Genomic DNA, 24,656 nt, shown 5'->3' on the forward strand with positions numbered 1-24,656 from the left:
TGCGTACCCCTGTGGGAGCTAGCCTGCTAGCGATGAGGGCATTAAAGACACTGAGGCTCTTTCAGGCTGTCGCTTCAACAGTGCCAATGAAATTAGCCAGCTCCGCCGTCTGCGGATTGGCAAACAACACCTTCGGATCCCCCACCTCATGCACCTTGCCCTGGTGCATGAACACCAATTTGTCCCCAACCTCGCGGGCAAAGCGCATTTCATGGGTGACCATGATCAGCGTCATGCCCTCCTTGGCCAGTTGCCGGACCACGCTCAGCACTTCGTTGACCAGTTCCGGATCCAGCGCCGAGGTGATCTCGTCGCACAGCAGCACTTTCGGTGACATGGCCAACGCGCGAGCAATCGCTACCCGCTGTTGCTGGCCGCCGGAGAGGCGATCCGGAAAGGCATCGAACTTTTCCCCCAGCCCGACCCGTTCCAGCATCTGTCGCGCCAGTTCGGCGGCTTTGGCTTTCGGCACTTTCTGCACCACTTGCGGCGCGAGCATGACGTTTTCGCCCACGGTCAGGTGCGGGAACAGATTGAACTGCTGGAACACCATCCCGACTTTCTGCCGCAGGCTGCGCAGGTCGGCGCGGGCGGCGTCGAGGTATTCGCCATCGACTTCGATCACGCCATCATTGATCGACTCCAGACCGTTGAGGGTGCGCAGCAAGGTGGATTTGCCCGAGCCGCTACGGCCGATGATCGCCACCACCTGGCCTTCGTCGACACTCAGGTCGATGCCTTTGAGCACATGGTGATCGCCGTAATATTTATGCAGGGCGGAAATTCTAAGCAGAGGCATGCAGTCTCCTTTCCAGGTAGCGCGCACTGAGGGACAAGGGGTAGCAGAGCAGGAAGTAACCGAGCGCCACCAAGCCGTAGACCATGAAGGGCTCGAAGGTCGCGTTGGCGAGCATGCCGCCAGTCTTGGTCAGTTCGGTGAAGCCGATGATCGAGGTGACGGCGGTGCCTTTGACCACTTGCACCGAGAAGCCCACGGTTGGCGCCACGGCGATACGCAGGGCTTGCGGCAGGATCACGTAACGCAGTTGCTCCAGCGGGTTGAGTGCCAGGCTCGACGAGGCTTCCCACTGGCCGTTGGGGATCGAGTCGACGCAACCGCGCCAGATCTCCGCCAGGTAGGCGCTGGTGAACAGCGTCAAGGCGATCGCCGCCGCCATCCACGGCGAAATCTCCACACCGGCCAACGCCACACCGAAGAACACCAGAAACAGCTGCATCAACAACGGCGTGCCCTGGAACAGTTCGATGTAGGTGCGGGCGAAGTTGCTGGGCAGGGATTTTTTTGAAATCCGCATCACCATGATCAGCAAACCGATCAGCCCACCGCCGATAAACGCCACCAGCGACAACGCCAGAGTCCATTGCAGGCCGGTGAGCAGGTTGCGCAGGATGTCCCAGAAGGTGAAATCGCTCATTGGCTGCTCCTTGCTATGTAGCGCCGGCCGATCCAGTTCAGCAATTGACGGATCAGCAGCGCCATGCACAGGTAGATCAGAGTGGTCAGGGCATAGGTTTCAAAGGCGCGGAAGTTGCGCGATTGAATGAAGTTGGCGGCAAAGCTCAGCTCTTCGGTGGCGATCTGCGAGCAGACCGCCGAGCCGAGCATCACGATGATGATCTGGCTGCTCAGGGCCGGCCAGACCTTGCCCAGCGCCGGCAATAGAACCACGTGGCGGAAGGCTTCGAAGCGCGTCATTGCCAGGGCGGCTGCGGCTTCCAGCTGTCCGCGAGGGATCGCTTGAATGCCGGCGCGGATGATCTCGGTCGAATAGGCACCAAGGTTGATCACCATCGCCAGCACCGCCGCCTGCCATTCGGAAATCTGCAGGCCCAGCGACGGCAAACCGAAGAAGATGAAAAACAACTGCACCAGGAATGGCGTGTTGCGGATCAACTCGACGTAAACCCCGAAAATGCCGGCGAACGGGCGGATATTCCACGCCCGCACCAGTGCCCCGACGATACCCAGACCGACTCCGAGCACCGCGCCAATGGCCGTCAACTCAAGGGTGAACAGCGCACCGCGCAGCAGCAGATCGGTGTTTTCCACCACCGGCAAGAAATCGAACTGATAAGCCATAAGTCGTCTCCGCGAACGATCAGAGATCGGCCGGCAGCGGCTCTTTCAGCCAGGTTTTCGAGTTCTTTTCCAGCGCACCGTCAGCCTTGGCCGTGGTGAGGATGTCGTTGACCTTGCCCAGCAGCGCCGGCTCGTTCTTGTTCACGCCAACGTAAACCGGCGAGTCCTTGAGCTTCACTTTCAGCGCCGGCACGCGTTTCGGGTTTTTCTCGCTGATTGCCACCATCACCACGTTACCGCTGGCGATCAGGTCGACTTGCCCTGCGAGGTAGGCGGCGATGGTCGAGTTGTTGTCTTCGAAGCGTTTGATGGTCGCGCCTTCGGGGGCGACTTTGGTCAGCTCGATGTCTTCGATGGCGCCACGGGTGACGCTGATGGTTTTGCCCTTGAGATCGTCCAGGCCCTTGATGGCGGCGTCTGGCGGGCCGAACACGGCGAGGTAGAACGGTGCGTAGGCACGGGAGAAGTCGATGACTTTCTCGCGCTCAGGGTTCTTGCCGAGGCTGGAAATCACCAGGTCGACTTTGCCGGTGGTCAGGAACGGAATGCGGTTGGTGCTGTTGACCGGGGTCAGTTCGAGTTTGACCTTGAGCTGGTCGGCCAGCAGTTGGGCGGTGTCGATGTCCAGGCCGCGAGGTTTCATGTCCGGACCGACCGAACCGAATGGTGGGAAGTCCTGGGGCACCGCGACTTTGAGGGTGCCGCGTTTGACCACATCCTCCAGACCGTCGGCGTGGGCGGGTGCCTGGCTCAGCATCAGGCTGGCAAACAGAGCGGCGAGGAGGGCACTGTAACGCATGGTCATGGCAAATCTCCGGATCGGCGGGAAGTGATTTCTGCGGATCGACAGAGCACAGGCCATGCCAAGATTCGGTTTTGGGGGCCACAGGCCACGGTTTTGCTGGTGTCGTTCGGTCTTACTGGTCTGAACAGTTGGGGTGCGTTTCGCACCCTGATGGCGCACCCGTGAAAATTCCCGAACCCCCATGGGGCACGACTTGCCGGACGCCGCGAATAGCTTTACAACTAGCCGCTCATTGGCCTGGCTCGTCTGAAAAAACCATGAACTCGATCTCCCGCGCCGTACCCGAAGTGGCGCTGCAAGCCATCCGCAAACTGATCACCGAGCAAGGTTTCGGGGCGGGGGATGCCTTGCCCTCGCAACGGGACCTGGCGGTGCAATTGGGGGTCAGCCGGGCGTCGTTGCGTGAGGCGTTATCGTCCCTGAGTGCGCTGGGCGTGATCAGTATCCAGCCGGGCAAGGGCGTGTTTGTGCAATCACCGGTTGATCTGCCCCGGGGCGATGCGGCGCCGGGCTGGCCGTTCGCGGCCCAGGCATCGCCGCTGGACATCTTCCAGTTGCGCTATGCGCTGGAAGGTTTTGCCGCCGGGCTGGCTGCGGCGACCCTGAGTACTCACGAGCTCGATGCACTGGAAGATAACGTCGCCGCGATGCGCATCGAATTGAAGGCCGGCGACTTCGAGGCCGCGGCGCGACTGGACTTCGAGTTTCACCGGCGCATCCTCCTGGCCAGCGGCAATCAGGCGATGCTGAGCATTCTGACGGCCAGCGCCGACATCTTCCTGGAGAGTCAGAAACTACCGTTCATCCGGGCCGAACGTGCGATGGAAACCTGGCAGGAACACCGTAAAATCCTCCGTGCGCTGGCTCGTCGGGCCTCTGGCGCCGCGCAGAAGGCCATGCAGGAGCATGTGCGCAACGCCGCCCTGCGTACCGGAATTGCGTTCGTCGCTCCCGCCACCTCATGACTTGAGCTATACCCAAACTCATGGGCCACCATAGCGAGACTCAATCATCTGCGGCTTCCTGAACACGGGAAGGGCGGCTATGATGGGCCACGTTTTTTATTGCTTACAACCCGGAGACATCCATGAGCAGCGATCTTATCAAGCACGTCACCGACGCTAACTTCGAAGAAGAAGTACTGAAGGCTGCTGGCCCTGTGCTTGTTGACTACTGGGCTGAGTGGTGCGGCCCTTGCAAAATGATCGCCCCGGTTTTGGACGAGATCGCTGGCACCTACGCTGGCAAGCTGACCGTTGCCAAGCTGAACATCGACGAAAATCAGGAAACCCCGGCCAAGCACGGCGTACGTGGTATCCCGACGCTGATGCTGTTCAAGAACGGCAACGTCGAAGCCACCAAGGTCGGCGCGCTGTCGAAGTCGCAATTGGCTGCTTTCCTCGACGCCAACATCTAAGCGTTGTTATAAAGCGTCATGAAAAGGCCCCGCATAATGCGGGGCCTTTTCGTTATTGAGGGCTAGACGCTCCGAAACTCAGGTGGTACATTCGGCCCCGCACTGGTTTCTCCACTGCCCCCTGCTAGCCGTCGCCGACGCACTCCTTTTCGAATAAGTACGCGATCCTGTCGCCTTCTCTGCGGCGCGGCCTCATTAAGCCAAAAGCTTAATTTCCCCCCTCCATAAATGATTACGTCATTCCTATATGAATCTGACTGAACTCAAGCAAAAGCCGATTACCGAACTGCTCGAATTGGCCGAACAGATGGGCATAGAAAATATGGCCCGTTCGCGCAAGCAGGACGTGATTTTCTCCCTGCTCAAAAAGCACGCTAAAAGCGGCGAGGAAATCTCCGGTGATGGCGTGCTGGAGATTCTCCAGGACGGCTTCGGCTTCCTGCGCTCCGCTGACGCTTCCTATCTCGCCGGCCCAGACGATATCTACGTCTCGCCGAGCCAGATCCGCCGCTTCAACTTGCGCACCGGTGACACCATCGTTGGCAAGATCCGCCCTCCAAAGGAAGGCGAGCGTTATTTCGCACTGCTCAAGGTCGACACGATCAACTACGATCGTCCCGAGAACGCGAAAAACAAGATTCTCTTCGAGAACCTGACCCCGCTGTTCCCGACCGTGCGCATGAAGATGGAAGCCGGCAACGGTTCCACCGAAGACTTGACCGGTCGTGTCATCGACCTGTGCGCCCCGATCGGCAAAGGCCAGCGCGGCCTGATCGTTGCACCGCCGAAAGCCGGTAAAACGATCATGCTGCAAAACATCGCGGCGAACATCGCACGTAACAATCCTGAAGTTCATCTGATCGTATTGCTGATCGACGAACGCCCGGAAGAAGTGACCGAAATGCAGCGCACCGTGCGCGGCGAAGTGGTTGCCTCGACGTTCGACGAGCCGCCAACCCGCCACGTGCAGGTTGCTGAAATGGTGATCGAGAAGGCCAAGCGCCTGGTCGAACACAAGAAGGACGTGGTGATCCTGCTCGACTCCATCACCCGTCTGGCGCGTGCCTACAACACCGTGATCCCGAGCTCCGGCAAGGTACTGACCGGTGGTGTCGATGCCCACGCCCTGGAGAAACCGAAACGTTTCTTCGGCGCTGCACGGAACATCGAAGAAGGCGGCTCGCTGACCATCATCGCTACCGCGCTGGTTGAAACCGGCTCGAAGATGGACGAAGTGATCTACGAGGAATTCAAAGGCACCGGCAACATGGAACTGCCTCTGGATCGCAAGATCGCTGAAAAACGTGTGTTCCCGGCCATCAACATCAACCGTTCCGGTACTCGCCGCGAAGAGTTGCTGACGGCCGACGACGAACTGCAGCGTATGTGGATCCTGCGCAAGCTGCTGCACCCGATGGACGAAGTCTCTGCCATCGAGTTCCTGGTCGACAAGCTGAAACAGACCAAGACCAACGACGAGTTCTTCTTGTCGATGAAACGTAAGTAACACGAAGTACTGTCTCGTCCTGAAGCAGGTTAAACCCATTCAGGACGGGACATACGCTTCAAAGAAGGGCGCCCCGAAAAGGGCGCTCTTTTTTTTTCGCAGGATATTTTGTATCTGGATTGATACTTACCGTGCTGTAAACTGGCGCCCATTCAATGGGTGCCGCCGCCCGCTAATAGCTGATCTATCGCCGCTGCATTCAATCTTGCCGGCGATTGAATCAAGTGTTCTGACAGGTCGTTCCCCACGTTGACCTTCGTCGAATATCCGCAGTCGCGCTAACGGCGAGTCCCTTTTTCAATCGGCTTTGTATCTGAAATGACAAGGGACGTTGTGCACACATTTGGCAATCGCCGTGATATTGACGGGTTGCGGGCTCTGGCCGTTATTCCGGTTGTGCTGTTTCATTTTGGCTTCAGCACTTTCAGCGGTGGCTTTGTCGGCGTTGATGTCTTCTTTGTCATTTCCGGATTCCTGATTACCAGCATTCTGTTTCGTGAGATCGGCGCCCAGCGTTTCAGCTTCGTCGATTTCTGGGCTCGCCGTGCCCGACGGATCATTCCGGCCTTGAGCGTGGTATTGCTGGCGACGCTGGTTCTGGGCTGGTTGTTGCTGACGGCCAAGGACTTCTCCGAGTTGGGAAGGACGGTTCGTTATCAGGCGCTGTTTATTTCAAACATTCTGTTCATGCGCGAAGACGGTTACTTCCAGCCCGCGTCGGATTTGAAACCGTTGCTGCATACCTGGTCCCTGGCCGTTGAAGAGCAGTACTACATCTTCTTTCCGCTGTTGATGGTGTTGTTGATGCGCCATGTTCGCTATTGGCGCTGGATGCTGTTTGTCGTGCTGCTGATCTCTTTCGGGCTCAATATCGCTTATATCGACCGCAAGCCCGACGTCGCTTTCTTTTCGCTGCCGACACGCGCCTGGGAGTTGTTGTGCGGTGCCATGCTCGCGGTCTTGCCAGCGTCAAAACAGGCTGTACGGCCCTGGCTCTATCAGTCTGTGGGAGTGGCCGGGTTAATGGCGGTCCTGGTGGCAGTTTTCACCTTTGACAAGGCTACGGTGTTCCCAGGCTGGGCGGCTTTACTGCCTGTGCTCGGTGCCACCGCGCTGATCTGGTCAGGCGGGCACGGTTCTACATGGGCCGGTCAGGTGTTGAGTGCTCGCGCGCTGATATGGATCGGCTTGCTCTCCTATTCCTTGTATCTGTGGCACTGGCCGGTCTACGTCTACGCCAATGCCATTTCGATCGACGGCATTCAGCCCTTGGAGGCTACGGGCTGGATACTGTTGGCGCTGGGCCTTGCATGGTTGAGCTGGCGCTTCGTCGAACTTCCATTCCGTGAACGACGCCTGCTGGCCGGACGCAAACCCGTGTTGTTGGGGGGCTTGCTGACCATGGTCGCTCTGGCGGTCACCGGTTCGATAGTGCGATCGGCGGACGGTTTTCCTCAACGCCTTACCGGCAAAGCGCTGGAATATGCACTGTCTCGGGATTGGCGGGCCGGGCAGTTGAAATGCATGTCGGTGACCTCGGACAAAAAACTGGACAAGGCGTGTCTGGTGGGTGGTAACGAAGAGGTTCCGGCGACGCAAATGTTCTGGGGCGACAGTCACGCAGCTGCGCTGTTGCCTGCGATCGAAAGTAGCGCAAAGCGCGAGAGTCGCGCGGTGTGGCTTTACAGTATGAGTGCCTGTCCGCCGATCCAGAGCAATGATGTGCGTCAGCGTTGCAAGGACTTCAACGAACAGACAATGGAGCGGGTTCGTAGCCTGCAGATTAAGGATGTGGTGCTGGCAGCCAATTGGAGTCTTTACGTTTACGGTCGCGAAGACGGCGATAAAAAGGTTCTGCTCAATCAGCATGACAATACGGCCCGGGCCGAGGAGCGCATGGCCACAGCGCTCAAGGCACGGGTGACGGCATTAAGGGCGGCGGGCGCGCAAGTCTGGTTGTTCAAGGAAGTACCGCTGCAGCGCAAGGGCTCCGTCGATCGACTGACGAGTCTGGCCCAGGTCGGTCGTTCGGCCGAGGGGTTGGGCCGACCACTCGAAGAGCACCTGGCGCGCCAGCATTTTCTCAGTACCTTGTTCAACTCGATGAGCGCGGCCGACCCAGGCGTACATGTTATCGATCCTACGCCGTTGATGTGTGCGGACCAGATTTGCAGTATCGAGGTCAATGGCCGTTCGCAGTACAAGGACGAGGATCATCTGTCAGACACAGGCAGTGCCCGGTTGAGCCTCTTGTTTGCTCCGGTGCTGCTGGGTGCAAATCACAATTGATTGCTGGCTATGCACTGACAGGCTGCTGTTTGGTCGGCAGAGCAGGTAGGATGTACGCCTATTTTAGGGGTGCCATCGTCAATGAAATTCAAGGATCTTCGGGATTTCGTGCAGCAGCTTGAGCAGCGCGGAGAGTTGAAACGCATCCAGATCCCCGTCTCTCCAGTGCTGGAGATGACCGAAGTCTGTGATCGTACGCTGCGCGCCAAAGGGCCGGCGCTGCTGTTCGAAAAACCCACCGGTTATGACATTCCGGTACTCGGCAACCTGTTCGGCACCCCCGAGCGGGTAGCCATGGGCATGGGCGCAGAGTCGGTCAGCGAGTTGCGCGAAATCGGCAAGCTGTTGGCGTTCCTCAAGGAGCCCGAGCCGCCGAAGGGCTTGAAGGACGTCTGGTCCAAGCTGCCGATCTTCCGCAAGATCATTGCCATGGCACCGAAAGTCGTAAAAGACGCGGTGTGCCAGGAAGTGGTCATCGAAGGCGACGATGTCGATCTGGCGATGTTGCCGGTACAGACCTGCTGGCCGGGCGACGTCGGTCCGCTGATCACCTGGGGCCTGACCGTCACCAAAGGCCCGAACAAGGATCGTCAGAACCTCGGCATCTATCGTCAGCAAGTGATCGGTCGCAACAAGGTGATCATGCGCTGGTTGAGCCACCGTGGCGGCGCGCTGGATTACCGTGAGTGGTGCGAGAAACACCCCGGCCAACCGTTCCCGGTGTCCGTGGCCCTGGGCGCTGACCCGGCAACCATTCTTGGCGCCGTGACGCCAGTGCCGGACAGCCTCTCCGAATACGCTTTCGCCGGTCTGTTGCGCGGCAATCGCACCGAACTGGTGAAGTGCCGCGGCAATGACCTGCAAGTGCCGGCCACCGCCGAGATCATCCTTGAAGGCGTGATCCATCCGGGCGAAATGGCCGATGAAGGTCCGTATGGCGACCACACCGGCTACTACAACGAAGTCGACAGCTTCCCGGTGTTCACCGTCGAACGCATCACCCACCGGATCAAACCGATCTACCACAGCACCTACACCGGCCGTCCACCGGATGAGCCGGCGATTCTCGGCGTGGCGCTGAACGAAGTATTCGTACCGATCCTGCAAAAGCAGTTTCCGGAGATCACCGACTTCTACCTGCCGCCCGAAGGCTGCTCGTACCGCATGGCCATCGTGACCATGAAGAAGTCGTATCCCGGGCATGCCAAGCGGGTAATGCTGGGTGTCTGGTCGTTTTTGCGACAGTTCATGTACACCAAGTTCGTTATCGTCACTGACGACGATATCAACGCACGGGACTGGAACGACGTGATCTGGGCCATCACCACGCGCATGGACCCCAAGCGCGACACGGTGATGATCGAGAACACGCCGATCGACTACCTCGACTTCGCCTCGCCGGTTTCCGGCCTGGGCTCGAAGATGGGGCTCGATGCCACGCATAAATGGCCAGGCGAAACCACCCGCGAGTGGGGCCGGGTCATCGTCAAGGATGAAGCCGTTACCCAACGGATCGATGCCATCTGGAATCAGTTAGGAATAGATTGATGCGTGTAACCTTGCAGCCCTCCGGAGCAGTGCTAGAGATTCTGCCCGGCGAGCGGATTCTCGATGGCGCGCGGCGCCTGGGCTATGAATGCCCGCAAAGTTGTCGCAACGGCAATTGCCATGTGTGCGGCGCATTGCTGGTGGAAGGGCGGGTCGAGCAGGCCGGTGATGTGCGCGACCATGGCGAGTTCTACACTTGCATTGCAGAGCCGCTGGAAGACTGCATCGTGCTGTGGGATGGCGTGCTCGCGCTGGGAGAATTGCCGGTGCGCAGCGTGTCGTGTCAGGTCATTGAATGCAGGGACGTCGGCGGCGATACCTGGCGCGTGCGTCTGCGTGCGCCAGCGGGCAAGCCGCCACGCTATCACGCCGGCCAGTATCTGATGATCGAGCGTGAGAATGGCGAGAAATCCGCCTTCTCCCTGGCCTCTGCGCCGCATTCCGGGCGCGATCTGGAAATTCATGTACTGGCGCGCGAAAGCAGTGCGCTGAGCCTGATCGAACAGCTTCAGCGCAACCCGATGGTGCGCATCGAGATGCCGTTCGGCGATACCCATCTGGCGGAACTGCCGGACGGTCCACTGGTACTGATTGCCGCCGGTACCGGCATGGGTCAGATCCATAGTCTGATCGAACATTGCCGGGCCACGGGATTCAAGCATCCGGTGCATCTGTATTGGGGGGTGCGTCGTCCCGAAGACTTTTATGGCATTGAGCATTGGGATGAATGGGAAAAGCTGCCCAATCTGTTCCTGCATAAAGTCGTCAGCGATCAATGCGGCTGGGGAGGGCGCTGCGGCATGTTGCATGAGGCAGTGTGTGAAGATTTCCCTGATCTGAAAGCCCTGCACGTCTACGCCAGCGGCTCTCCGGCCATGGTCTATGGCACGCTGGATGCGCTGGTCGAAGCGGGGATGGATGCCCATCAAATGCGCGCGGATGTGTTCGCTTACGCGCCCCGATCTTGATCCTCGATCTTGATCCGCGATCTTAAATCGTTATAACTCCCCATATAGCCGATCGGTATTTATAGATTTATATAAATGCCGGTAGGTTATATCTCATTCAGGCAATACGTTTCGAACTCCGCCATGGCACTTAAATTGCCTTAAACCATATGTGCCTTATTGTTACAGCGGTGCGTTCTATTAAGTAATTCTTTACCCGCGGGGAGCTGAACGCTATTCGCCATGAGCGCCATTGAATCTGCTTTTTTGAATCTGGCTTACCCTCCGCGGCTCGATCTGGGGCCGCAGCTTACGCACGAACAATTGCTCAGCTCGATGCAATCGACCATGGCGCGCCACAAGGGTGGGCCGGTTTGGCTGTTTGCTTATGGTTCGCTGATCTGGCGTCCAGAATGCGCGGCTGTGGAGCGAGTGCGCGGTCGCGTACATGGCTACCATCGCGGTTTGTACCTGTGGTCCCACGAGCATCGCGGTACACCGGAAGTGCCCGGGCTGGTGTTTGGCCTGGATCGTGGCGGCTCATGCAGCGGGTTTGCCTATCGCTTGCCCGAAGAGCAACTCGAAGCTTCGCTTTATGCGCTCTGGCAGCGTGAAATGCCATTCCCGTCCTATCGCCCACACTGGCTCAACTGCCGTCTCGAAGATGGAAGCCAGGTTCAGGCATTGGGATTCGTCTTGGAACGGCACCTGCCCAGCTATGCCGGCAACTTGCCGGATCATGTGCTGAGCCAGGTGTTCGAAAGCGCTTGCGGGCGTTACGGCACCACTCGCGAGTATGTCGAGCAGACCGCGCACGCCCTGCGTAGCCACGCCATGCCAGACCGGAATCTGGAGGCGCGGCTCAAGCGCTGCAAATCAAAGGCCGATCAGGCGATCGCTTCGCGGCTCTGACTGGCGACGTTCTTGTGACCCAGGGTGGGCGCCAGGAACGCCATCGCCAGCAGGCAGGCGACGACCAGCAGGATGAAGCCGCCATCCCAGCCGAAATAGTCCACTGTGTAGCCCATCAGCGCACTGGCCGCGACTGAACCACCCAGATAACCAAACAAACCAGTGAAACCGGCAGCTGTACCCGCGGCTTTCTTGGGCACCAGCTCCAGCGCCTGCAGACCCACCAGCATCACCGGGCCATAGATCAGGAAGCCGATCGCGAACAGCGAGATCATGTCGACCATCGGGTTGCCCGGTGGATTCAGCCAGTAAACGATCGTCGCCACGGTCACCAGTGCCATGAACACCATGCCGGTCAGGCCACGGTTGCCCCGGAAAATCTTGTCCGACATCCAGCCGCATAGCAGTGTGCCGGGAATGCCTGCCCACTCGTACAGGAAGTAAGCCCAGGACGTCTTGTCGAAGTCGAAGTGCTTGACCTCTTTAAGGTAGGTCGGCGCCCAGTCCAGAATGCCGTAGCGCAGCAAGTAGACGAAGACGTTGGCCAGCGCGATGAACCAGAGCATTTTGTTGCGCAGCACGTATTTGACGAAGATGTCCTTGGCGCTGAATTCTTCTTCGTGGCTGGCGTCGTAGCCTTCCGGGTAGTCGTTCTTGTACTTCTCGATAGGCGGCAAGCCCGTCGATTGCGGGGTATCGCGCATGACAATGAAGGCAAATACAGCGACCAGCAACGCCACCGCTGCCGGTACGTAGAACTTGCTGTGCCAGTCGTTGAACCAACCCATGCCGAGTATCGCCAGCGGGCCGATCAAGCCTCCGCCGACGTTATGCGCGGTGTTCCAGACCGAAACCACACCGCCGCGTTCTTTCTGCGACCACCAGTGCACCATGGTGCGCCCGCTTGGTGGCCAGCCCATGCCTTGCGCCCAGCCGTTGATGAACAACAGGATGAACATCATGGTCACGCTGGACGTCGCCCACGGCGCGAAACCGAAAACGAACATCACCCCAGCGGACACTATCAGGCCAAAGGGCAGGAAGTAACGAGGGTTGGAGCGGTCGGACACAATGCCCATCAAAAACTTGGAAAGGCCGTAGGCGATCGCAATCGCCGACATTGCCACCCCTAGTTGGCCTTTTGTATAGCCTTGGGCGATCAGATCCGGGAATGCCAGGGTGAAGTTCTTGCGCAGCAGGTAGTAACCCGCATACCCAATGAAAATCCCGGCGAAGATCTGCCAGCGAAGGCGTCGGTAGGTGCTGTCTATTTTTTCTTCAGGCAATGGAGCCTGATGTGCGGCAGGACGAAAGAAAGCAAACATTCAAGAGCTCCAGATTTCTTGTTTTGACTGCGGATGCGAATGTTACAGTTTCGTTACCGAAAATAGCACCGGTTCGCATCGGCAAAACAGCGGAAATGTTGGAGATCGCATGTTCCTTTATGAACATGTCGCTCAGGTATAAATGAGGGTCGGTGTAGGGATGACGGAGCCAGGTCGCAGGGCTGCGACCTGGCTAGAAAATAATCAGCGAACCTGCACGACCACTTTCCCGACCGCCTTGCGCTGGCCAAGATCATTGATGGCCTGGGCCGCGTTGCTCAGGGGATACACCTGAGACACCAGCGGCTTCAACTTGCCCTCGGCAAACCAGCCAAATAACTGCTGGAAGTTTGCCGCGTTGTCCTGCGGTTGGCGCTGGGCAAAGGAGCCCCAGAACACGCCGACTACCGCGGCGCCTTTGAGCAGCGCCAGGTTCACTGGCAGCTCCGGGATTCGTCCGCTGGCGAAACCGACTACCAGTAGACGGCCGTTCCAGGCAATGGCGCGGATCGCCTGGTCGAAAAGGTCGCCGCCCACCGGATCGTAGATCACGTCGGCTCCCTGGCCGTCGGTCAGGCGTTTGATCTCGTCCTTGAGGCTGGTTTCGCTGTAGTTGATCAACTCATCGGCACCGGCGGCCTTGGCCACCGCGAGTTTTTCTGCGCTGCTGGCGGCGGCTATAACGCGAGCACCCATGGCTTTGCCGATTTCCACCGCGGCGAGGCCGACGCCGCCGGAAGCTCCGAGCACCAGCAAGGTTTCGCCAGGTTGCAGGTTGCCCCGTTGCTTGAGGGCGTGCATCGACGTGCCGTAGGTCATGCTGAATGCGGCGGCGGTGTTGAAGTCCATCGATGGCGGGATCGGCAGCACGTTGTAGCCCGGCACCGCGACCTGCTCGGCAAAACTGCCCCAGCCAGTCAGGGCCATGACCCGGTCACCGACCTTGAGGTGGCTGACCTTCTCGCCTACCGCACTGACCACGCCGGCCGCTTCGCCGCCCGGTGAAAACGGGAAGGGCGGTTTGAACTGGTATTTGCCCTCGATGATCAACGTGTCCGGGAAATTCACCCCGGCCGCATGCACGTCCAGCAGGATTTCATTCTTCTTCGCGACAGGACTGGCGACGTCCTCCAGCACCAGCGATTCGGCAGGGCCGAAGGCTTTGCACAGCACGGCTTTCATCAGGGCTATTCCTTTGGGAGTGATGGCCGATAAGTGTAGGTGTGTGAGTCATTGGGTCAACGAGCATGCCCGACCCTGATAGTCAGCCATAAGCTTGTGCTTGAGCGGCGGGCCGTTATGCTTGGCCGCAAACCGGATAAGGAGCGAATTGTGAAAGCGTGGATCATGTTGATGCTGGCCCTGTCTCTGCCTGTGGCAGCGATGGCCGAAGAAGCCAAAGAAGGTGAAGCCCCGAAGGTCAACTACATCACCCTGAGCCCGCCATTTGTGGGCAACTATGGGCTGGACGGCACGCCGAAGCTCAAGGTCTACAAGGCCGATGTGGCGTTGCGGGTGACCGGTGAAGAGGCGACCAAAGCGGTAAAGGCCAATGAGCCATTGATCCGTAATCAGCTGGTGGCGTTGTTTGCGCAGCAGACCACTGAAGCCATGAACAACGTCGAAGCCAAGGAAAAGCTGCGTCAGGAAGCCTTGAAGCAGACCCAGCAAGTGATGAACGACGAAACCGGCAAGCCGGTGGTTGAGGATTTGTTGTTCAACAACCTGATCATTCAATAAGTCTTTTGCTGTCCGGGCGGGCCTCATCGCGAGCAGGCTCGCTCCCACAGGGGTCTCCAGTGTAGGCAGATTCAGTGTGGGAGCGAGCCTGCTCGCGATAGCATTCTTTCAGTCACTGCATCGCTCATGCCCGTAATGCAATCACCACCGCCCACTGCTCGGCTGTCACTGGCATCACTGACAGCCGCGAACCCTTCTGCACCAGTGGCATCTCGGCCAGCGCCGTTTGCTGCTTCAGATAATCGAGCTTCAGCACCTTGGGAAACGTCTCGACATGCGCAACATCAATCGCGCTCCAGGCGTTTTTCTCGGCAGAGGCCTTCGGATCGAAGTAATGACTCTCCGGCTCCAGCGCCGTCGGGTCCGGGTACGCTGCCTCGACAATCTTTCCGATCCCGGCGATCCCTGGCTCCGGGCAACTGGAGTGATAGAAGAAAAACTCGTCGCCCACCGCCATGGCGCGCAAAAAGTTGCGCGCCTGGTAGTTGCGAACCCCATCCCAGCGCGCTCGGCCAAGCTTCTCTAGGTCTTTGATCGAGAGTTCGTCGGGCTCGGATTTCATCAGCCAATAGGCCATGGTTTTGCTCCTTGCGAGGTGAGTGGGCAAGTTGTCGGGCAATTTTATGACAAACCGACAGTCGGTTGACGCCAGCGTTTGCGTGTCGGTTCACGTTGTCGCAAAATGCCGGCCTTCCAAGCTTGACGCTGCTGCACGGCCTACACCTAAACGGAAACCGCTGCTGTCATCGTGTTGATGTGCCTTGAGGGGGGCTATCGATGAAACGCAAACCGGATTTACTATGGATATTGGTTATTTTGTTCGGTTTGGGCGTCGTGACCACCGGCTATGCCCAAAGCCTGTGGGCCAACAAGACCGATGCTCCCGTCGAGATCGCGCAGCAACAGCCGTCGGCCTTCAAACGCTGAACCTGTCTTTTGGACGCCGCTGATGTCAGTGGCGTCTAGTCCGCGAAATACCACGCCTTGTCCGTGACCGTTCCCTGCAGCGGCACATCCCAGCTCGCCTGAGCCAAACGTTGAACCTTCTGACATTCATGGGCCAGGCCCAGCAGCGTCGGCTTGCGCCAGTTTTTGCGGCGCGCCAGGTACGCCAGGCTTCGGTCGTAGAAACCACCGCCCATTCCCAGGCGTCCGCCGACATCGTCAAACCCCACCAGCGGCAACAACACCAGGTCCAGTGCCCAGACCTTGCGTTGTCGGGCGATGTTGTGCCGAGGTTCGGGGATGCGAAAACGGTTGGGTTTGAGCTTTTCGCCGGGACGAATCCGCTGGAACACCATTTTGGTTCTTGGCCAGGCACTGAGCACTGGCAGATACGTCGCCTTGCCCCGACGTTGCGCGGCACGTATCAGCAGACGCGGATCGATTTCACCGTCGGTGGGCAGGTATAGAGAGATGTGTTTTGCGCGGCGGAACAGTGGGTGCTGGGCCAATTGTTTATACAGCCCGCGAGCGGCCTCGCGCTGCTGACAAGGGGTCAGTGCGCGGCGGGCCTTGCGCAGCATGCGTCGAAGTTGCGGGCGGGGCAGCAGCGCAGGTTCGGTCATGGATTCAGGCTTCGAAGTGCGAGTACCAAAGCGTACCCGTAAAAAAGCCGATGCCGGTATTTAAACCGGCATCGGACTGGAATCAGGCTCCCCGGATGAACCGCTGTCGACTTAGCCCTTGAACCCGAAAGTTCAAGGTGGAAGATGCAGTAGGCTTTAAGGCTTTCCGTCTAGCGGACATGCACACCAGCCCAACGTGCAACCTCCAGGGTAGTGCGAATCGGCTCAGGGACGTCGTCAACTGGCAAGCACCCCAGGGAGTGATGCGAGTATACCCCAAGCGGTTTCGCGTTTCAGCCCTTGGTGACATCCGGATCGGTCGACAGCACCAGATCGACGCGGTCCAGCAGGTCGCGAACCTGCTCTCGGGTCGAACCGCTGGCCTGCACATCCGGGCGTTCTTCCTTGTGCAGAAGATCGTGCGTGATGTTCAGTGCGGCCATCACGGCGATGCGGTCGGCGCCGATGACTTTGCCGCTGCTGCGAATTTCGCGCATCTTGCCGTCCAGATAACGGGCAGCGCTCACCAGGTTGCTGCGCTCTTCCTGGGGGCAAATGATCGAATATTCTTTGTCGAGGATCTGCACGGTAACGCTATTGCTTGAACTCATGAGTCTTGCTCCAGGGCCTTGAGGCGCGAAATCATCGATTCGACCTTACGCCGGGCGATTTCATTTTTTTCAATGAGGTGCGCGCGTTCTTCGCGCCAGCTCTTTTCCTGAGCTAATAGGAGTCCATTCTGACTCTTTAGTTGCTCGACTCGAGTAATTAGCAGTTCGAGTCTGGCCATCAGCGCTTGCAGGTCGGTGTCTTCCATTGTGTCCACGTGTTCGTCTGATGGGTGGTAGCTGGCGGACAGCCTTTAATAGTCTTGGCGAGTCTGTCGATGTAGGATACAAGGCCTTCATTCTAGACATAGCGCCGTCTGGCGCCTAGCTGCCCATGCCCATTCAGAATTCTCCGTACCAAGCCTTTGCCACCCTGCTGAGCACCAGCGGCCATCCCGTCTCGCCTGCCGAACTGCACGGCCTGTTGCTCGGTCGCAGTTGCGCCGGTGCCGGCTTCGAGGCCGACAGCTGGTTGGCCGATGCCGCCGAGCTGCTCGAAGGCGAGCCGCAAGACAACGTTCGCAACGCCTTGATCGGCCTGCAAGAGATGGTCAAGGGCGAGCTTACCAGCGACGACATGACCGTTGTTCTGCTGCTGCCGACCGATGACGCGCCGCTCACCGAGCGCGCGGCCGCACTGGGCCAGTGGTGCCAGGGCTTCCTTACCGGCTTCGGTCTGACCCGCCGTGAATATGCCTTGAGCACTGAAGCCACCGAAGTGTTGCAGGATCTGGCGGCCATTGCCCAAGTGCAAGACGCGCTGGAAGAGTCCGACGACGGCGAAAGCGACTACATGGAAGTGATGGAGTACCTGCGCGTCGCTCCGTTGCTGCTGTTCACCGAAACCAAGAAAACCGACGAAGCGGCTGCCAAACCGTCGTTGCATTAATCGCGTGCCAGGGAAAGCCATCTGCCCATGATTCATATCCCGAAATCGGAATACAGCCGTCGCCGCAAGGCGCTGATGGCGCAGATGGAACCCAACAGCATCGCCATCCTGCCGGCCGCCGCGGTGGCCATCCGCAACCGTGACGTCGAGCACGTCTACCGTCAGGACAGTGACTTCCAGTACCTCAGCGGGTTCCCCGAGCCTCAAGCCGTCATCGTCTTGATGCCCGGCCGTGAGCACGGCGAATACGTGCTGTTTTGCCGGGAACGTAATGCCGAACGGGAATTGTGGGACGGCCTGCGCGCCGGCCAGGAAGGCGCGATCCGCGACTTCGGCGCCGACGACGCATTCCCCATCACCGACATCGACGACATCCTGCCGGGCCTGATCGAAGGCCGTGACCGGGTGTACTCGGCCATGGGCAGCAACCCGGAATTCGATCGGCACCTGATGGACTGGATCAACGTGATCCGCTCCAAGGCAAATCTCGGCGCCCAGCCACCGAACGAATTCGTTGCCCTGGATCATCTGCTTCACGACATGCGCCTGTATAAATCGGCGGCAGAAGTGAAGGTGATGCGCGAAGCCGCACGGATTTCCGCCCAGGCACATATTCGTGCGATGCAGGCCAGTCGTGCCGGTTTGCATGAATTCAGCCTTGAAGCCGAGCTCGATTACGAGTTCCGCAAGGGTGGGGCGAAGATGCCGGCCTATGGCTCGATCGTCGCGGCGGGGCGCAACAGCTGCATCCTGCATTACCAGCAGAATGACGCGGTGCTCAAGGACGGCGATCTGGTGCTGATCGACGCCGGTTGCGAGATCGACTGCTACGCCAGCGACATCACCCGCACCTGGCCGGTCAACGGCAAGTATTCACCGGAACAGAAGGCGATTTACGAGTTGGTGCTGGCTTCCCAGGAAGCAGCGTTTGCCGAGATCGCGCCGAACAAACACTGGAATCAGGCGCACGAAGCCACGGTCCGGGTGATTACCGCCGGTCTGGTGAAGTTGGGCCTGTTGCAGGGCGACGTCGACGAGTTGATCGCCAGCGAAGCCTACAAGGCGTTTTACATGCACCGCGCCGGCCACTGGCTGGGCATGGATGTGCACGACGTTGGCGAGTACAAGGTCGGCGGCGAATGGCGCGTGCTGGAAGTCGGCATGGCGCTGACGGTCGAGCCGGGCATTTACATTGCTGCGGACAACCAGAACGTAGCGAAGAAATGGCGCGGCATTGGCGTGCGCATCGAGGACGACGTAGTGGTCACCAAAACCGGTTGTGAAATCCTGACTAACGGCGTGCCGAAAACGGTCGCCGAGATCGAAGCCTTGATGGCCGCCGCACGGACACAAGCGGCATGAGTCGAGTCAATCTGGCAATCATCGGCGGGGGCCTGGTCGGCGCCAGTCTGGCGTTGGCGTTGCAGGCCGGGGCCAAGGCCCGTGGCTGGAAGATCGTGCTGATCGAACCCTTTGCCCCCGGCGACACCTATCAACCGAGTTATGACGCCCGCTCTTCGGCGCTGTCCTTCGGTGCACGACAGATTTATCAACGGTTGGGCGTGTGGCAGGAAATCTCCCGCCGCGCCGAGCCGATCAAGCAGATTCATGTCTCCGACCGTGGACGTTTCTCCACCGCGCGGCTGTCGGCGATGGAAGAGGGCGTTCCGGCGCTGGGTTATGTGGTTGAAAACGCCTGGCTTGGCCAATGCCTCTGGCAAGGTCTGGACAAGGACGTGATCAGTTGGCGCTGCCCGGCGGAAGTTACCCGCATGGAGCCTCTGACCGACGGCTATCGTCTGACGCTCAACGATGAAACCATCCTGGAATGCGACCTTGCGGTGCTCGCCGATGGCGGCCGTTCCGGCTTGCGTGAGCAACTGGGAATCGGCATCAAGAAACGCCCGTATAACCAGAGCGCGCTGATCGCCAACATCACCCCCAGCGAAGCGCACAACGGCATGGCCTTCGAGCGTTTCACCGACGATGGTCCGATGGCCTTGTTGCCGCTTCCGGAAAACCGCTGCGCGCTGGTCTGGACCCGTCTGGGCATGGACGCGCAGCGGCTGGCAGCCCTTGATGACCGCAGCTTTCTCGGCGAGTTGCAGGGCATCTTCGGCTATCGCCTCGGCACGCTGAAGCAGGTCGGCGCCCGGCATTTGTATCCGTTGTCGCTGATCGAGGCCGAGGAACAAGTCCGCCCGCATCTGGCGATCCTCGGCAACGCCGCCCACAGCCTGCATCCGATTGCCGGGCAGGGTTTCAACCTGTCGTTGCGTGACGCCCAGGCGCTGGCTGACAGTTTGTTGGGCAGCGAGACAGCACCCGGCGACTTCGCCACCTTGCAGGCCTACCGCGAGCGTCAGCGAATGGATCAGAACCTGACCGTGGGCTTCTCCGATCAGGTCACCCGGTTATTCGGCAGCACTCAGCCGCTGGTTTCCCTGGGCCGCAACATCGGCCTGCTTGGCCTTGATCTGCTGCCGCCGGCCAAGCGCTGGTTTGCCCGGCAGGCCATGGGGCTGGGTACGCGTCCCGATGCTTGAGTGGCTGGCGAACCCAGTCGAAATTCACGACGACGCAGGCACCTTGGTGGCGTGCGTCGAGAAAACCCTTTACGTGCGGCTCAAGCCGCAAGCGAGACAGGCTTAAAGCATGGAAATGCGCGCAGATCTGCTGATTGTCGGGGCCGGAATGGTCGGCAGCGCCCTGGCGCTGGCGTTACAAAACAGCGGGCTCGAAGTCCTGTTGCTGGACGGCAGTCCCCTGAGCGTCAAACCCTTCGATGGCCAGGCGCCGTTCGAACCGCGAGTGAGCGCCTTGTCGGCCGCCAGCCAGCGAATACTCGAACGCCTGGGTGTCTGGGATGGCATCGCCAATCGACGCAGCAGTCCTTACACCGACATGCATGTCTGGGACGGCAGCGGCACCGGGCAGATTCATTTCTCGGCGACCAGCGTACATGCCGAAGTGCTCGGGCACATCGTCGAAAACCGCGTGGTTCAGGACGCCTTGCTCGACCGACTGCACGACTGCGATCTCGGGATGCTGGCCAATGCGCGTCTGGAGCAAATGCGCCGCTCCGGTGACGACTGGTTGCTGACCCTGGCCGATGGCCGCACCTTGCGGGCACCTTTGGTGATCGCGGCGGATGGCGCCAACTCGGCCGTTCGGCGCCTGACCGGCGTTGCGACTCGCGAGTGGGATTACATGCATCACGCGATCGTTACCAGTGTGCGCAGCTCAAAATCTCATCAAATGACCGCCTGGCAGCGTTTCACCGACAATGGCCCGCTGGCGTTTCTGCCACTGGAGCGGGACGGCCAGCAGGATTGGTGCTCGATCGTCTGGTCGACCACGCCGAGCGAAGCCGAGCGCTTGATGGCGCTGGATGACGAAGGCTTCTGCAAGGCGCTGGAGCGGTCCTTCGAAGGCTGCCTCGGCACGGTGCTCAGCGCCGACCCGCGTTTGTGCGTGCCGCTGCGTCAGCGTCATGCCAAGCGTTACGTGGCTGAAGGCCTGGCGCTGATCGGCGACGCGGCCCATACCATCCATCCGCTGGCCGGGCAGGGCGTGAACCTCGGTTTCCTCGATGCCGCGGTGCTGGCCGAAGTGCTGCTGCAAGCGGCCACGCGCGGCGAACGGTTGGCGGACGTGAAAGTGCTCAGTCGCTATGAGCGTCGGCGCATGCCCCACAATCTGGCCTTGATGGCGGCGATGGAAGGGTTCGAGCGACTGTTCCAGGCCGATCCGTTGCCGGTGCGCTGGTTGCGTAATACCGGGTTGAAGATGGTCGACCAGATGCCCGAGGCCAAGGCGTTGTTCGTTCGTGAAGCGCTTGGGTTGATTGGGGATTTGCCGGCGTTGGCCAAGGCCTGAGATCTTCGCTGGGGCTGATGGCCTCTTCGCGGGCAAGCCTCGCTCCTACAGGTTTTGTGTCGTTTGCCAATGTCGCGGTTGACCCAATCCCTGTAGGAGCGAGGCTTGCCCGCGAAGGCGTCGGTACATCCACCACCAATCTCGGTTATGCAACATCCGGTAACTCCTCCACTCACTGTTCGATTGAGAAGCGAAATGTGAGTCCTTATCATTTGGCCCCACTTTCCCCATTCGAGAGACCGCTTCCATGTTGGCACCCAAGCGTCTACTGACCGCACTGGCCCTGACCCTGATTGGCAGCACCGCCGCCCAGGCCGCCGACGAGGTGGTGGTTTACTCCTCGCGCATCGATGAGCTGATCAAGCCAGTCTTCGATGCCTACACCCAGAAAACCGGCGTGCAGGTGAAGTTCATCACCGACAAGGAAGCGCCGCTGATGCAGCGGATCAAGGCAGAGGGCGAAAATGCCACCGCCGACCTGCTGCTGACCGTCGATGCCGGCAACCTCTGGCAGGCCGAGCAGATGGGCATCCTCCAGCCGTTCACGTCCAAGGTGATCGATGCCAACATTCCGCTGCAATACCGCGCTTCCTCCCATGCCTGGACCGGCCTGAGCCTGCGGGCGCGGACCATCGCCTACTCCACCGACCGGGTGAAACCCGGTGAGCTGACCACCTACGAGGCGCTGGCCGATAAGCAGTGGGAAGGCCGCCTGTGCCTGCGCACGGCGAAGAAGGTCTACAACCAGTCCCTGACCGCCACGATGATCGAAGTCCATGGCGCCGAGAAAACCGAGAAGATCCTCAAGGGCTGGGTCAACAACCTGTCCACCGACGTGTTCTCCGACGACATTGCCGTGCTGGAGGCGATCAACGCCGGTCAGTGCGATGTCGGCATCGTCAACACTTACTACTACGGCCGTCTGCACAAACAGAAGCCGGACCTGCCGGTGAAGCTGTTCTGGCCGAATCAGGGCGACCGTGGCGTGCACGTCAACCTGTCGGGCATCGGCCTGACCAAACACGCACCGCATCCGGAAGCTGCCAAGGCGCTGGTGGAATGGATGACCACGCCTGAAGCACAGAAGATTTTCGCTGACGTGAACCAGGAATTCCCGGCCAATCCTGCCGTTCAGCCTTCAGCTGAGGTAGCGAGTTGGGGCAAGTTTGTGGCCGACACCTTGCCGGTAGAAATCGCCGGCAAGCGTCAGGCCGAAGCGATCCGGCTGATGGATCGGGCTGGCTGGAACTGAGTCTGTTGTTTTAAAGGTCAAAAGATCGCAGCCTGCGGCGGCTCCTACCGGGTGTACATCATCCCAATGTAGGAGCTGCCGCAGGCTGCGATCTTTTTGCGGTTTGCATACACTTCGTTGATTTACCCGAGAGCTTTTCCTTGGCCCACCCCGCCCAACGCCGCTGGTATCCCCTGGTCTTCGCCATTGCTGCGCTGGTCCTGCTGCCCCTGAGTGTCCTGCTTCTTTCCTGGCAAACCATCGATCAGCAGATCTGGTCCCACCTGTGGGACACCCAGATGCCGCGACTGCTGGGCAATACCCTCACGCTGGTCCTCGGCGTCGGTTTCGGCGTAACGCTGCTGGGCGTCAGCCTGGCCTGGCTCACCAGCCTCTGCGAATTCCCCGGGCGGCGTTGGCTGGACTGGGCGCTGATGTTGCCCTTTGCGATTCCTGCTTACGTGCTGGCATTCGTCTTCGTTGGCCTGTTGGATTTTGCCGGCCCTGTGCAAACCTTGCTGCGCGAATGGTTCGGCAGCGGGCTGAGGCTGCCCCGAGTGCGCTCCACCGGCGGTGTGATTCTGGTGCTGGTGCTGGTTTTCTATCCGTACGTTTACCTGTTGGCGCGTAGCGCATTCCTGGCTCAGGGCAAAGGCTTGATGGAAGCGGCGCGAGTCCTTGGGCAATCCCCGTGGCAGGCGTTCTGGCGAGTGGCGTTGCCCATGGCACGTCCGGCCATCGGCGCGGGAGTGGCGTTGGCGCTGATGGAAACCCTGGCGGATTTTGGTGCGGTGTCGGTGTTCAACTTCGACACGTTCACCACCGCTATCTACAAAACCTGGTATGGCTTTTTCAGTCTTTCCACGGCCGCGCAACTGGCCAGCCTGTTGCTGTTGGTGGTGATGATCGTACTGTATGGCGAGCGCCGTGCCCGCGGGGCCAATCGGGCGAGCAACGAACGACCGCGGGTCAAGGCGTTGTATCACCTGCGCGGGGTCAAGGCGCTGGCGGCCATGAGCTGGTGTGGTCTGGTATTTGCCTGCGCCTTCGTCATTCCCGTGCTGCAACTGGTGGTGTGGTTCTGGCAACGTGGGCGCTTCGATCTGGATGAGCGTTATGCCGGATTGATCATCCACACCCTGTACCTGGGCGGCATGGCGGCGTTGATCACCGTCAGTGTCGCTCTGGTGCTGGCCTTTGCCCGTCGATTGGCGCCGACCCGGGCGATCCGTTCCGGCATCAGTCTGGCCAACCTTGGCTACGCCTTGCCGGGCTCGGTGCTGGCGGTGTCGATCATGCTGGCGTTCAGTTACCTGGATCGCGAACTGGTGATCCCGCTGTCGGGATGGCTTGGCGGCGCGGGCAAACCGTTACTGCTGGGCAGTCTGTCGGCGTTGTTGCTGGCCTATCTGGTGCGTTTTATCGCGGTGGCCTATGGACCGCTGGAAAGCAGCCTGGCGCGAATACGGCCATCTTTGCCTGAAGCAGCACGTAGCCTTGGCGTCAGTGGGCCACGACTGTTTTTCAAAGTGTATCTGCCGCTACTGCTGCCGGGCACGTTGAGCGCGGCGTTGCTGGTGTTCGTCGATGTGCTCAAGGAAATGCCCGCGACCCTGCTGATGCGCCCGTTTGGCTGGGACACGCTGGCGGTGCGGATCTTTGAAATGACCAGCGAAGGCGAGTGGGCGAGGGCCTCGTTGCCGGCACTGACCCTGGTGTTGGTCGGGTTGTTACCGGTCATCGGATTGATCCGACGTTCGGCGCATCGAAACGCGTAGGTGTCAGTCCTACACCTTGCGGCTACAATGCGCGGCATTCGGTGCGGTCCGTCTTTCAGACCGGGTCGCTGAAACGGCTGAAAGCCTTTATTTCAAGGCATTTCAACCCGTA

Annotated in this window: 25 protein-coding genes, 1 other RNA gene and 1 pseudogene; 16 read left to right on the top strand and 11 right to left on the bottom strand. The window is 59.7% G+C overall.

Going from position 1 to position 24,656, the window contains the following annotated elements:
• Window positions 1-61: 61 nt before the first annotated feature.
• The 4 genes from PMI30_RS07720 to PMI30_RS07705 are packed head-to-tail and all read right to left on the bottom strand — an operon-like array spanning window position 62 to window position 2,906.
• Complete coding sequence (locus PMI30_RS07720) at window positions 62-799, bottom strand: amino acid ABC transporter ATP-binding protein (protein ID WP_007899373.1); 738 nt, start codon at window positions 797-799, stop codon at window positions 62-64.
• The gene (locus PMI30_RS07715) at window positions 786-1,436 is read right to left on the bottom strand and encodes an amino acid ABC transporter permease (protein WP_008012514.1); all 651 of its coding nucleotides are present in this window, start codon (window positions 1,434-1,436) and stop codon (window positions 786-788) included. Before PMI30_RS07715 ends, PMI30_RS07720 begins: the two co-directional genes overlap by 14 nt.
• Window positions 1,433-2,101 (bottom strand): amino acid ABC transporter permease, encoded by a 669-nt coding sequence (locus PMI30_RS07710; protein ID WP_008012516.1) that lies wholly within the window; start codon window positions 2,099-2,101, stop codon window positions 1,433-1,435. Before PMI30_RS07710 ends, PMI30_RS07715 begins: the two co-directional genes overlap by 4 nt.
• Before the next feature lie 19 nt (window positions 2,102-2,120).
• Window positions 2,121-2,906 carry a transporter substrate-binding domain-containing protein gene (locus PMI30_RS07705; protein WP_008012517.1) on the bottom strand — a complete coding sequence of 262 codons (786 nt, stop codon included), beginning with the start codon at window positions 2,904-2,906 and terminating at the stop codon, window positions 2,121-2,123.
• A gap of 257 nt (window positions 2,907-3,163) precedes the next feature.
• Here PMI30_RS07705 and PMI30_RS07700 point away from each other — a divergent pair, with 257 nt between their 5' ends.
• The 7 genes from PMI30_RS07700 to PMI30_RS07670 all read left to right on the top strand — a co-directional run bounded on the left by PMI30_RS07700 (window position 3,164) and on the right by PMI30_RS07670 (window position 11,526).
• Window positions 3,164-3,871, top strand: coding sequence for a FadR/GntR family transcriptional regulator (locus PMI30_RS07700; RefSeq protein ID WP_008012519.1), 708 nt, complete (start codon window positions 3,164-3,166; stop codon window positions 3,869-3,871).
• 122 nt (window positions 3,872-3,993) lie between these two features.
• The gene (trxA, locus tag PMI30_RS07695) at window positions 3,994-4,323 is read left to right on the top strand and encodes a thioredoxin TrxA (protein ID WP_007899382.1); all 330 of its coding nucleotides are present in this window, start codon (window positions 3,994-3,996) and stop codon (window positions 4,321-4,323) included.
• A gap of 247 nt (window positions 4,324-4,570) precedes the next feature.
• Complete coding sequence (rho, locus tag PMI30_RS07690; protein ID WP_007899384.1) at window positions 4,571-5,830, top strand: transcription termination factor Rho; 1,260 nt, start codon at window positions 4,571-4,573, stop codon at window positions 5,828-5,830.
• A gap of 333 nt (window positions 5,831-6,163) precedes the next feature.
• Window positions 6,164-8,119: an acyltransferase family protein gene (locus tag PMI30_RS07685; protein ID WP_032835863.1), complete on the top strand. Its 1,956-nt coding sequence runs from the start codon at window positions 6,164-6,166 to the stop codon at window positions 8,117-8,119.
• An 81-nt stretch (window positions 8,120-8,200) separates the two neighbouring features.
• Window positions 8,201-9,667, top strand: coding sequence for a 4-hydroxy-3-polyprenylbenzoate decarboxylase (gene ubiD, locus PMI30_RS07680; protein WP_008012524.1), 1,467 nt, complete (start codon window positions 8,201-8,203; stop codon window positions 9,665-9,667).
• Window positions 9,667-10,635 (top strand): CDP-6-deoxy-delta-3,4-glucoseen reductase, encoded by a 969-nt coding sequence (locus tag PMI30_RS07675; protein WP_008012526.1) that lies wholly within the window; start codon window positions 9,667-9,669, stop codon window positions 10,633-10,635. The genes ubiD and PMI30_RS07675 overlap by 1 nt, the downstream gene beginning before the upstream one ends.
• A 222-nt stretch (window positions 10,636-10,857) precedes the next feature.
• A complete protein-coding gene (locus PMI30_RS07670; protein ID WP_008012527.1) occupies window positions 10,858-11,526 on the top strand; it encodes a gamma-glutamylcyclotransferase in 669 nt (222 codons plus the stop codon).
• Here PMI30_RS07670 and glpT read toward each other — a convergent pair.
• On the bottom strand, window positions 11,502-12,851 hold the full coding sequence (gene glpT, locus PMI30_RS07665) for a glycerol-3-phosphate transporter (RefSeq protein WP_008012529.1): 1,350 nt from the start codon (window positions 12,849-12,851) through the stop codon (window positions 11,502-11,504). The two genes, PMI30_RS07670 and glpT, sit on opposite strands and share 25 nt — an antisense overlap.
• A gap of 204 nt (window positions 12,852-13,055) precedes the next feature.
• The gene (locus PMI30_RS07660) at window positions 13,056-14,033 is read right to left on the bottom strand and encodes an NADPH:quinone oxidoreductase family protein (RefSeq protein ID WP_007899393.1); all 978 of its coding nucleotides are present in this window, start codon (window positions 14,031-14,033) and stop codon (window positions 13,056-13,058) included.
• A gap of 150 nt (window positions 14,034-14,183) precedes the next feature.
• Here PMI30_RS07660 and PMI30_RS07655 point away from each other — a divergent pair, with 150 nt between their 5' ends.
• Complete coding sequence (locus tag PMI30_RS07655; RefSeq protein WP_032835866.1) at window positions 14,184-14,591, top strand: flagellar basal body-associated protein FliL; 408 nt, start codon at window positions 14,184-14,186, stop codon at window positions 14,589-14,591.
• A gap of 124 nt (window positions 14,592-14,715) precedes the next feature.
• On the opposite strand, the gene PMI30_RS07650 is transcribed toward PMI30_RS07655, so the two are convergent.
• Window positions 14,716-15,168 (bottom strand): EVE domain-containing protein, encoded by a 453-nt coding sequence (locus PMI30_RS07650; protein ID WP_008012533.1) that lies wholly within the window; start codon window positions 15,166-15,168, stop codon window positions 14,716-14,718.
• A gap of 200 nt (window positions 15,169-15,368) precedes the next feature.
• On the opposite strand from PMI30_RS07650, the gene PMI30_RS31545 reads away from it, so the two are divergent.
• Entirely contained in the window at window positions 15,369-15,518 is a 150-nt protein-coding gene (locus tag PMI30_RS31545; RefSeq protein WP_007899400.1) for a hypothetical protein, read from the top strand.
• A 35-nt stretch (window positions 15,519-15,553) separates the two neighbouring features.
• Here the strand turns inward: PMI30_RS31545 and PMI30_RS07645 are convergent, their stop codons facing one another.
• The 4 genes from PMI30_RS07645 to PMI30_RS07635 all read right to left on the bottom strand — a co-directional run bounded on the left by PMI30_RS07645 (window position 15,554) and on the right by PMI30_RS07635 (window position 16,976).
• The gene (locus PMI30_RS07645; RefSeq protein ID WP_008012535.1) at window positions 15,554-16,159 is read right to left on the bottom strand and encodes a 5-formyltetrahydrofolate cyclo-ligase; all 606 of its coding nucleotides are present in this window, start codon (window positions 16,157-16,159) and stop codon (window positions 15,554-15,556) included.
• An 84-nt stretch (window positions 16,160-16,243) separates the two neighbouring features.
• Window positions 16,244-16,422, bottom strand: a non-coding RNA gene (gene ssrS, locus PMI30_RS30760) — 6S RNA.
• A 30-nt stretch (window positions 16,423-16,452) separates the two neighbouring features.
• Window positions 16,453-16,770, bottom strand: a complete 318-nt coding sequence (locus tag PMI30_RS07640; protein WP_007899404.1) for a cell division protein ZapA — start codon at window positions 16,768-16,770, stop codon at window positions 16,453-16,455.
• Window positions 16,767-16,976 (bottom strand): TIGR02449 family protein, encoded by a 210-nt coding sequence (locus PMI30_RS07635; protein ID WP_007899405.1) that lies wholly within the window; start codon window positions 16,974-16,976, stop codon window positions 16,767-16,769. Before PMI30_RS07635 ends, PMI30_RS07640 begins: the two co-directional genes overlap by 4 nt.
• A gap of 125 nt (window positions 16,977-17,101) precedes the next feature.
• Here PMI30_RS07635 and PMI30_RS07630 point away from each other — a divergent pair, with 125 nt between their 5' ends.
• The 7 genes and pseudogenes from PMI30_RS07630 (at window position 17,102) to PMI30_RS07605 (ending at window position 24,544) form a co-directional block, all read left to right on the top strand.
• The gene (locus PMI30_RS07630; RefSeq protein ID WP_008012538.1) at window positions 17,102-17,656 is read left to right on the top strand and encodes a YecA/YgfB family protein; all 555 of its coding nucleotides are present in this window, start codon (window positions 17,102-17,104) and stop codon (window positions 17,654-17,656) included.
• 27 nt (window positions 17,657-17,683) lie between these two features.
• On the top strand, window positions 17,684-19,018 hold the full coding sequence (gene pepP, locus PMI30_RS07625; RefSeq protein WP_008012539.1) for a Xaa-Pro aminopeptidase: 1,335 nt from the start codon (window positions 17,684-17,686) through the stop codon (window positions 19,016-19,018).
• Window positions 19,015-20,202, top strand: coding sequence for a 2-octaprenyl-6-methoxyphenyl hydroxylase (gene ubiH / locus PMI30_RS07620; RefSeq protein ID WP_008012541.1), 1,188 nt, complete (start codon window positions 19,015-19,017; stop codon window positions 20,200-20,202). Before pepP ends, ubiH begins: the two co-directional genes overlap by 4 nt.
• Window positions 20,203-20,221: 19 nt before the next feature.
• Window positions 20,222-20,308 (top strand): annotated as a pseudogene (locus tag PMI30_RS31130) (tetrameric acyl-CoA thioesterase); the annotation flags it as partial.
• A gap of 9 nt (window positions 20,309-20,317) precedes the next feature.
• Window positions 20,318-21,535 (top strand): 2-octaprenyl-3-methyl-6-methoxy-1,4-benzoquinol hydroxylase, encoded by a 1,218-nt coding sequence (locus PMI30_RS07615; protein ID WP_177318855.1) that lies wholly within the window; start codon window positions 20,318-20,320, stop codon window positions 21,533-21,535.
• 247 nt (window positions 21,536-21,782) lie between these two features.
• On the top strand, window positions 21,783-22,787 hold the full coding sequence (locus PMI30_RS07610) for an extracellular solute-binding protein (RefSeq protein WP_008012546.1): 1,005 nt from the start codon (window positions 21,783-21,785) through the stop codon (window positions 22,785-22,787).
• Window positions 22,788-22,927: 140 nt separating this feature from the next.
• Window positions 22,928-24,544, top strand: coding sequence for an ABC transporter permease (locus PMI30_RS07605; protein ID WP_008012548.1), 1,617 nt, complete (start codon window positions 22,928-22,930; stop codon window positions 24,542-24,544).
• Window positions 24,545-24,656: the final 112 nt, after the last annotated feature.

This window comes from Pseudomonas sp. GM50 (genome assembly GCF_000282375.1).
In the GTDB taxonomy this organism is placed as follows: Bacteria; Pseudomonadota; Gammaproteobacteria; order Pseudomonadales; family Pseudomonadaceae; genus Aquipseudomonas.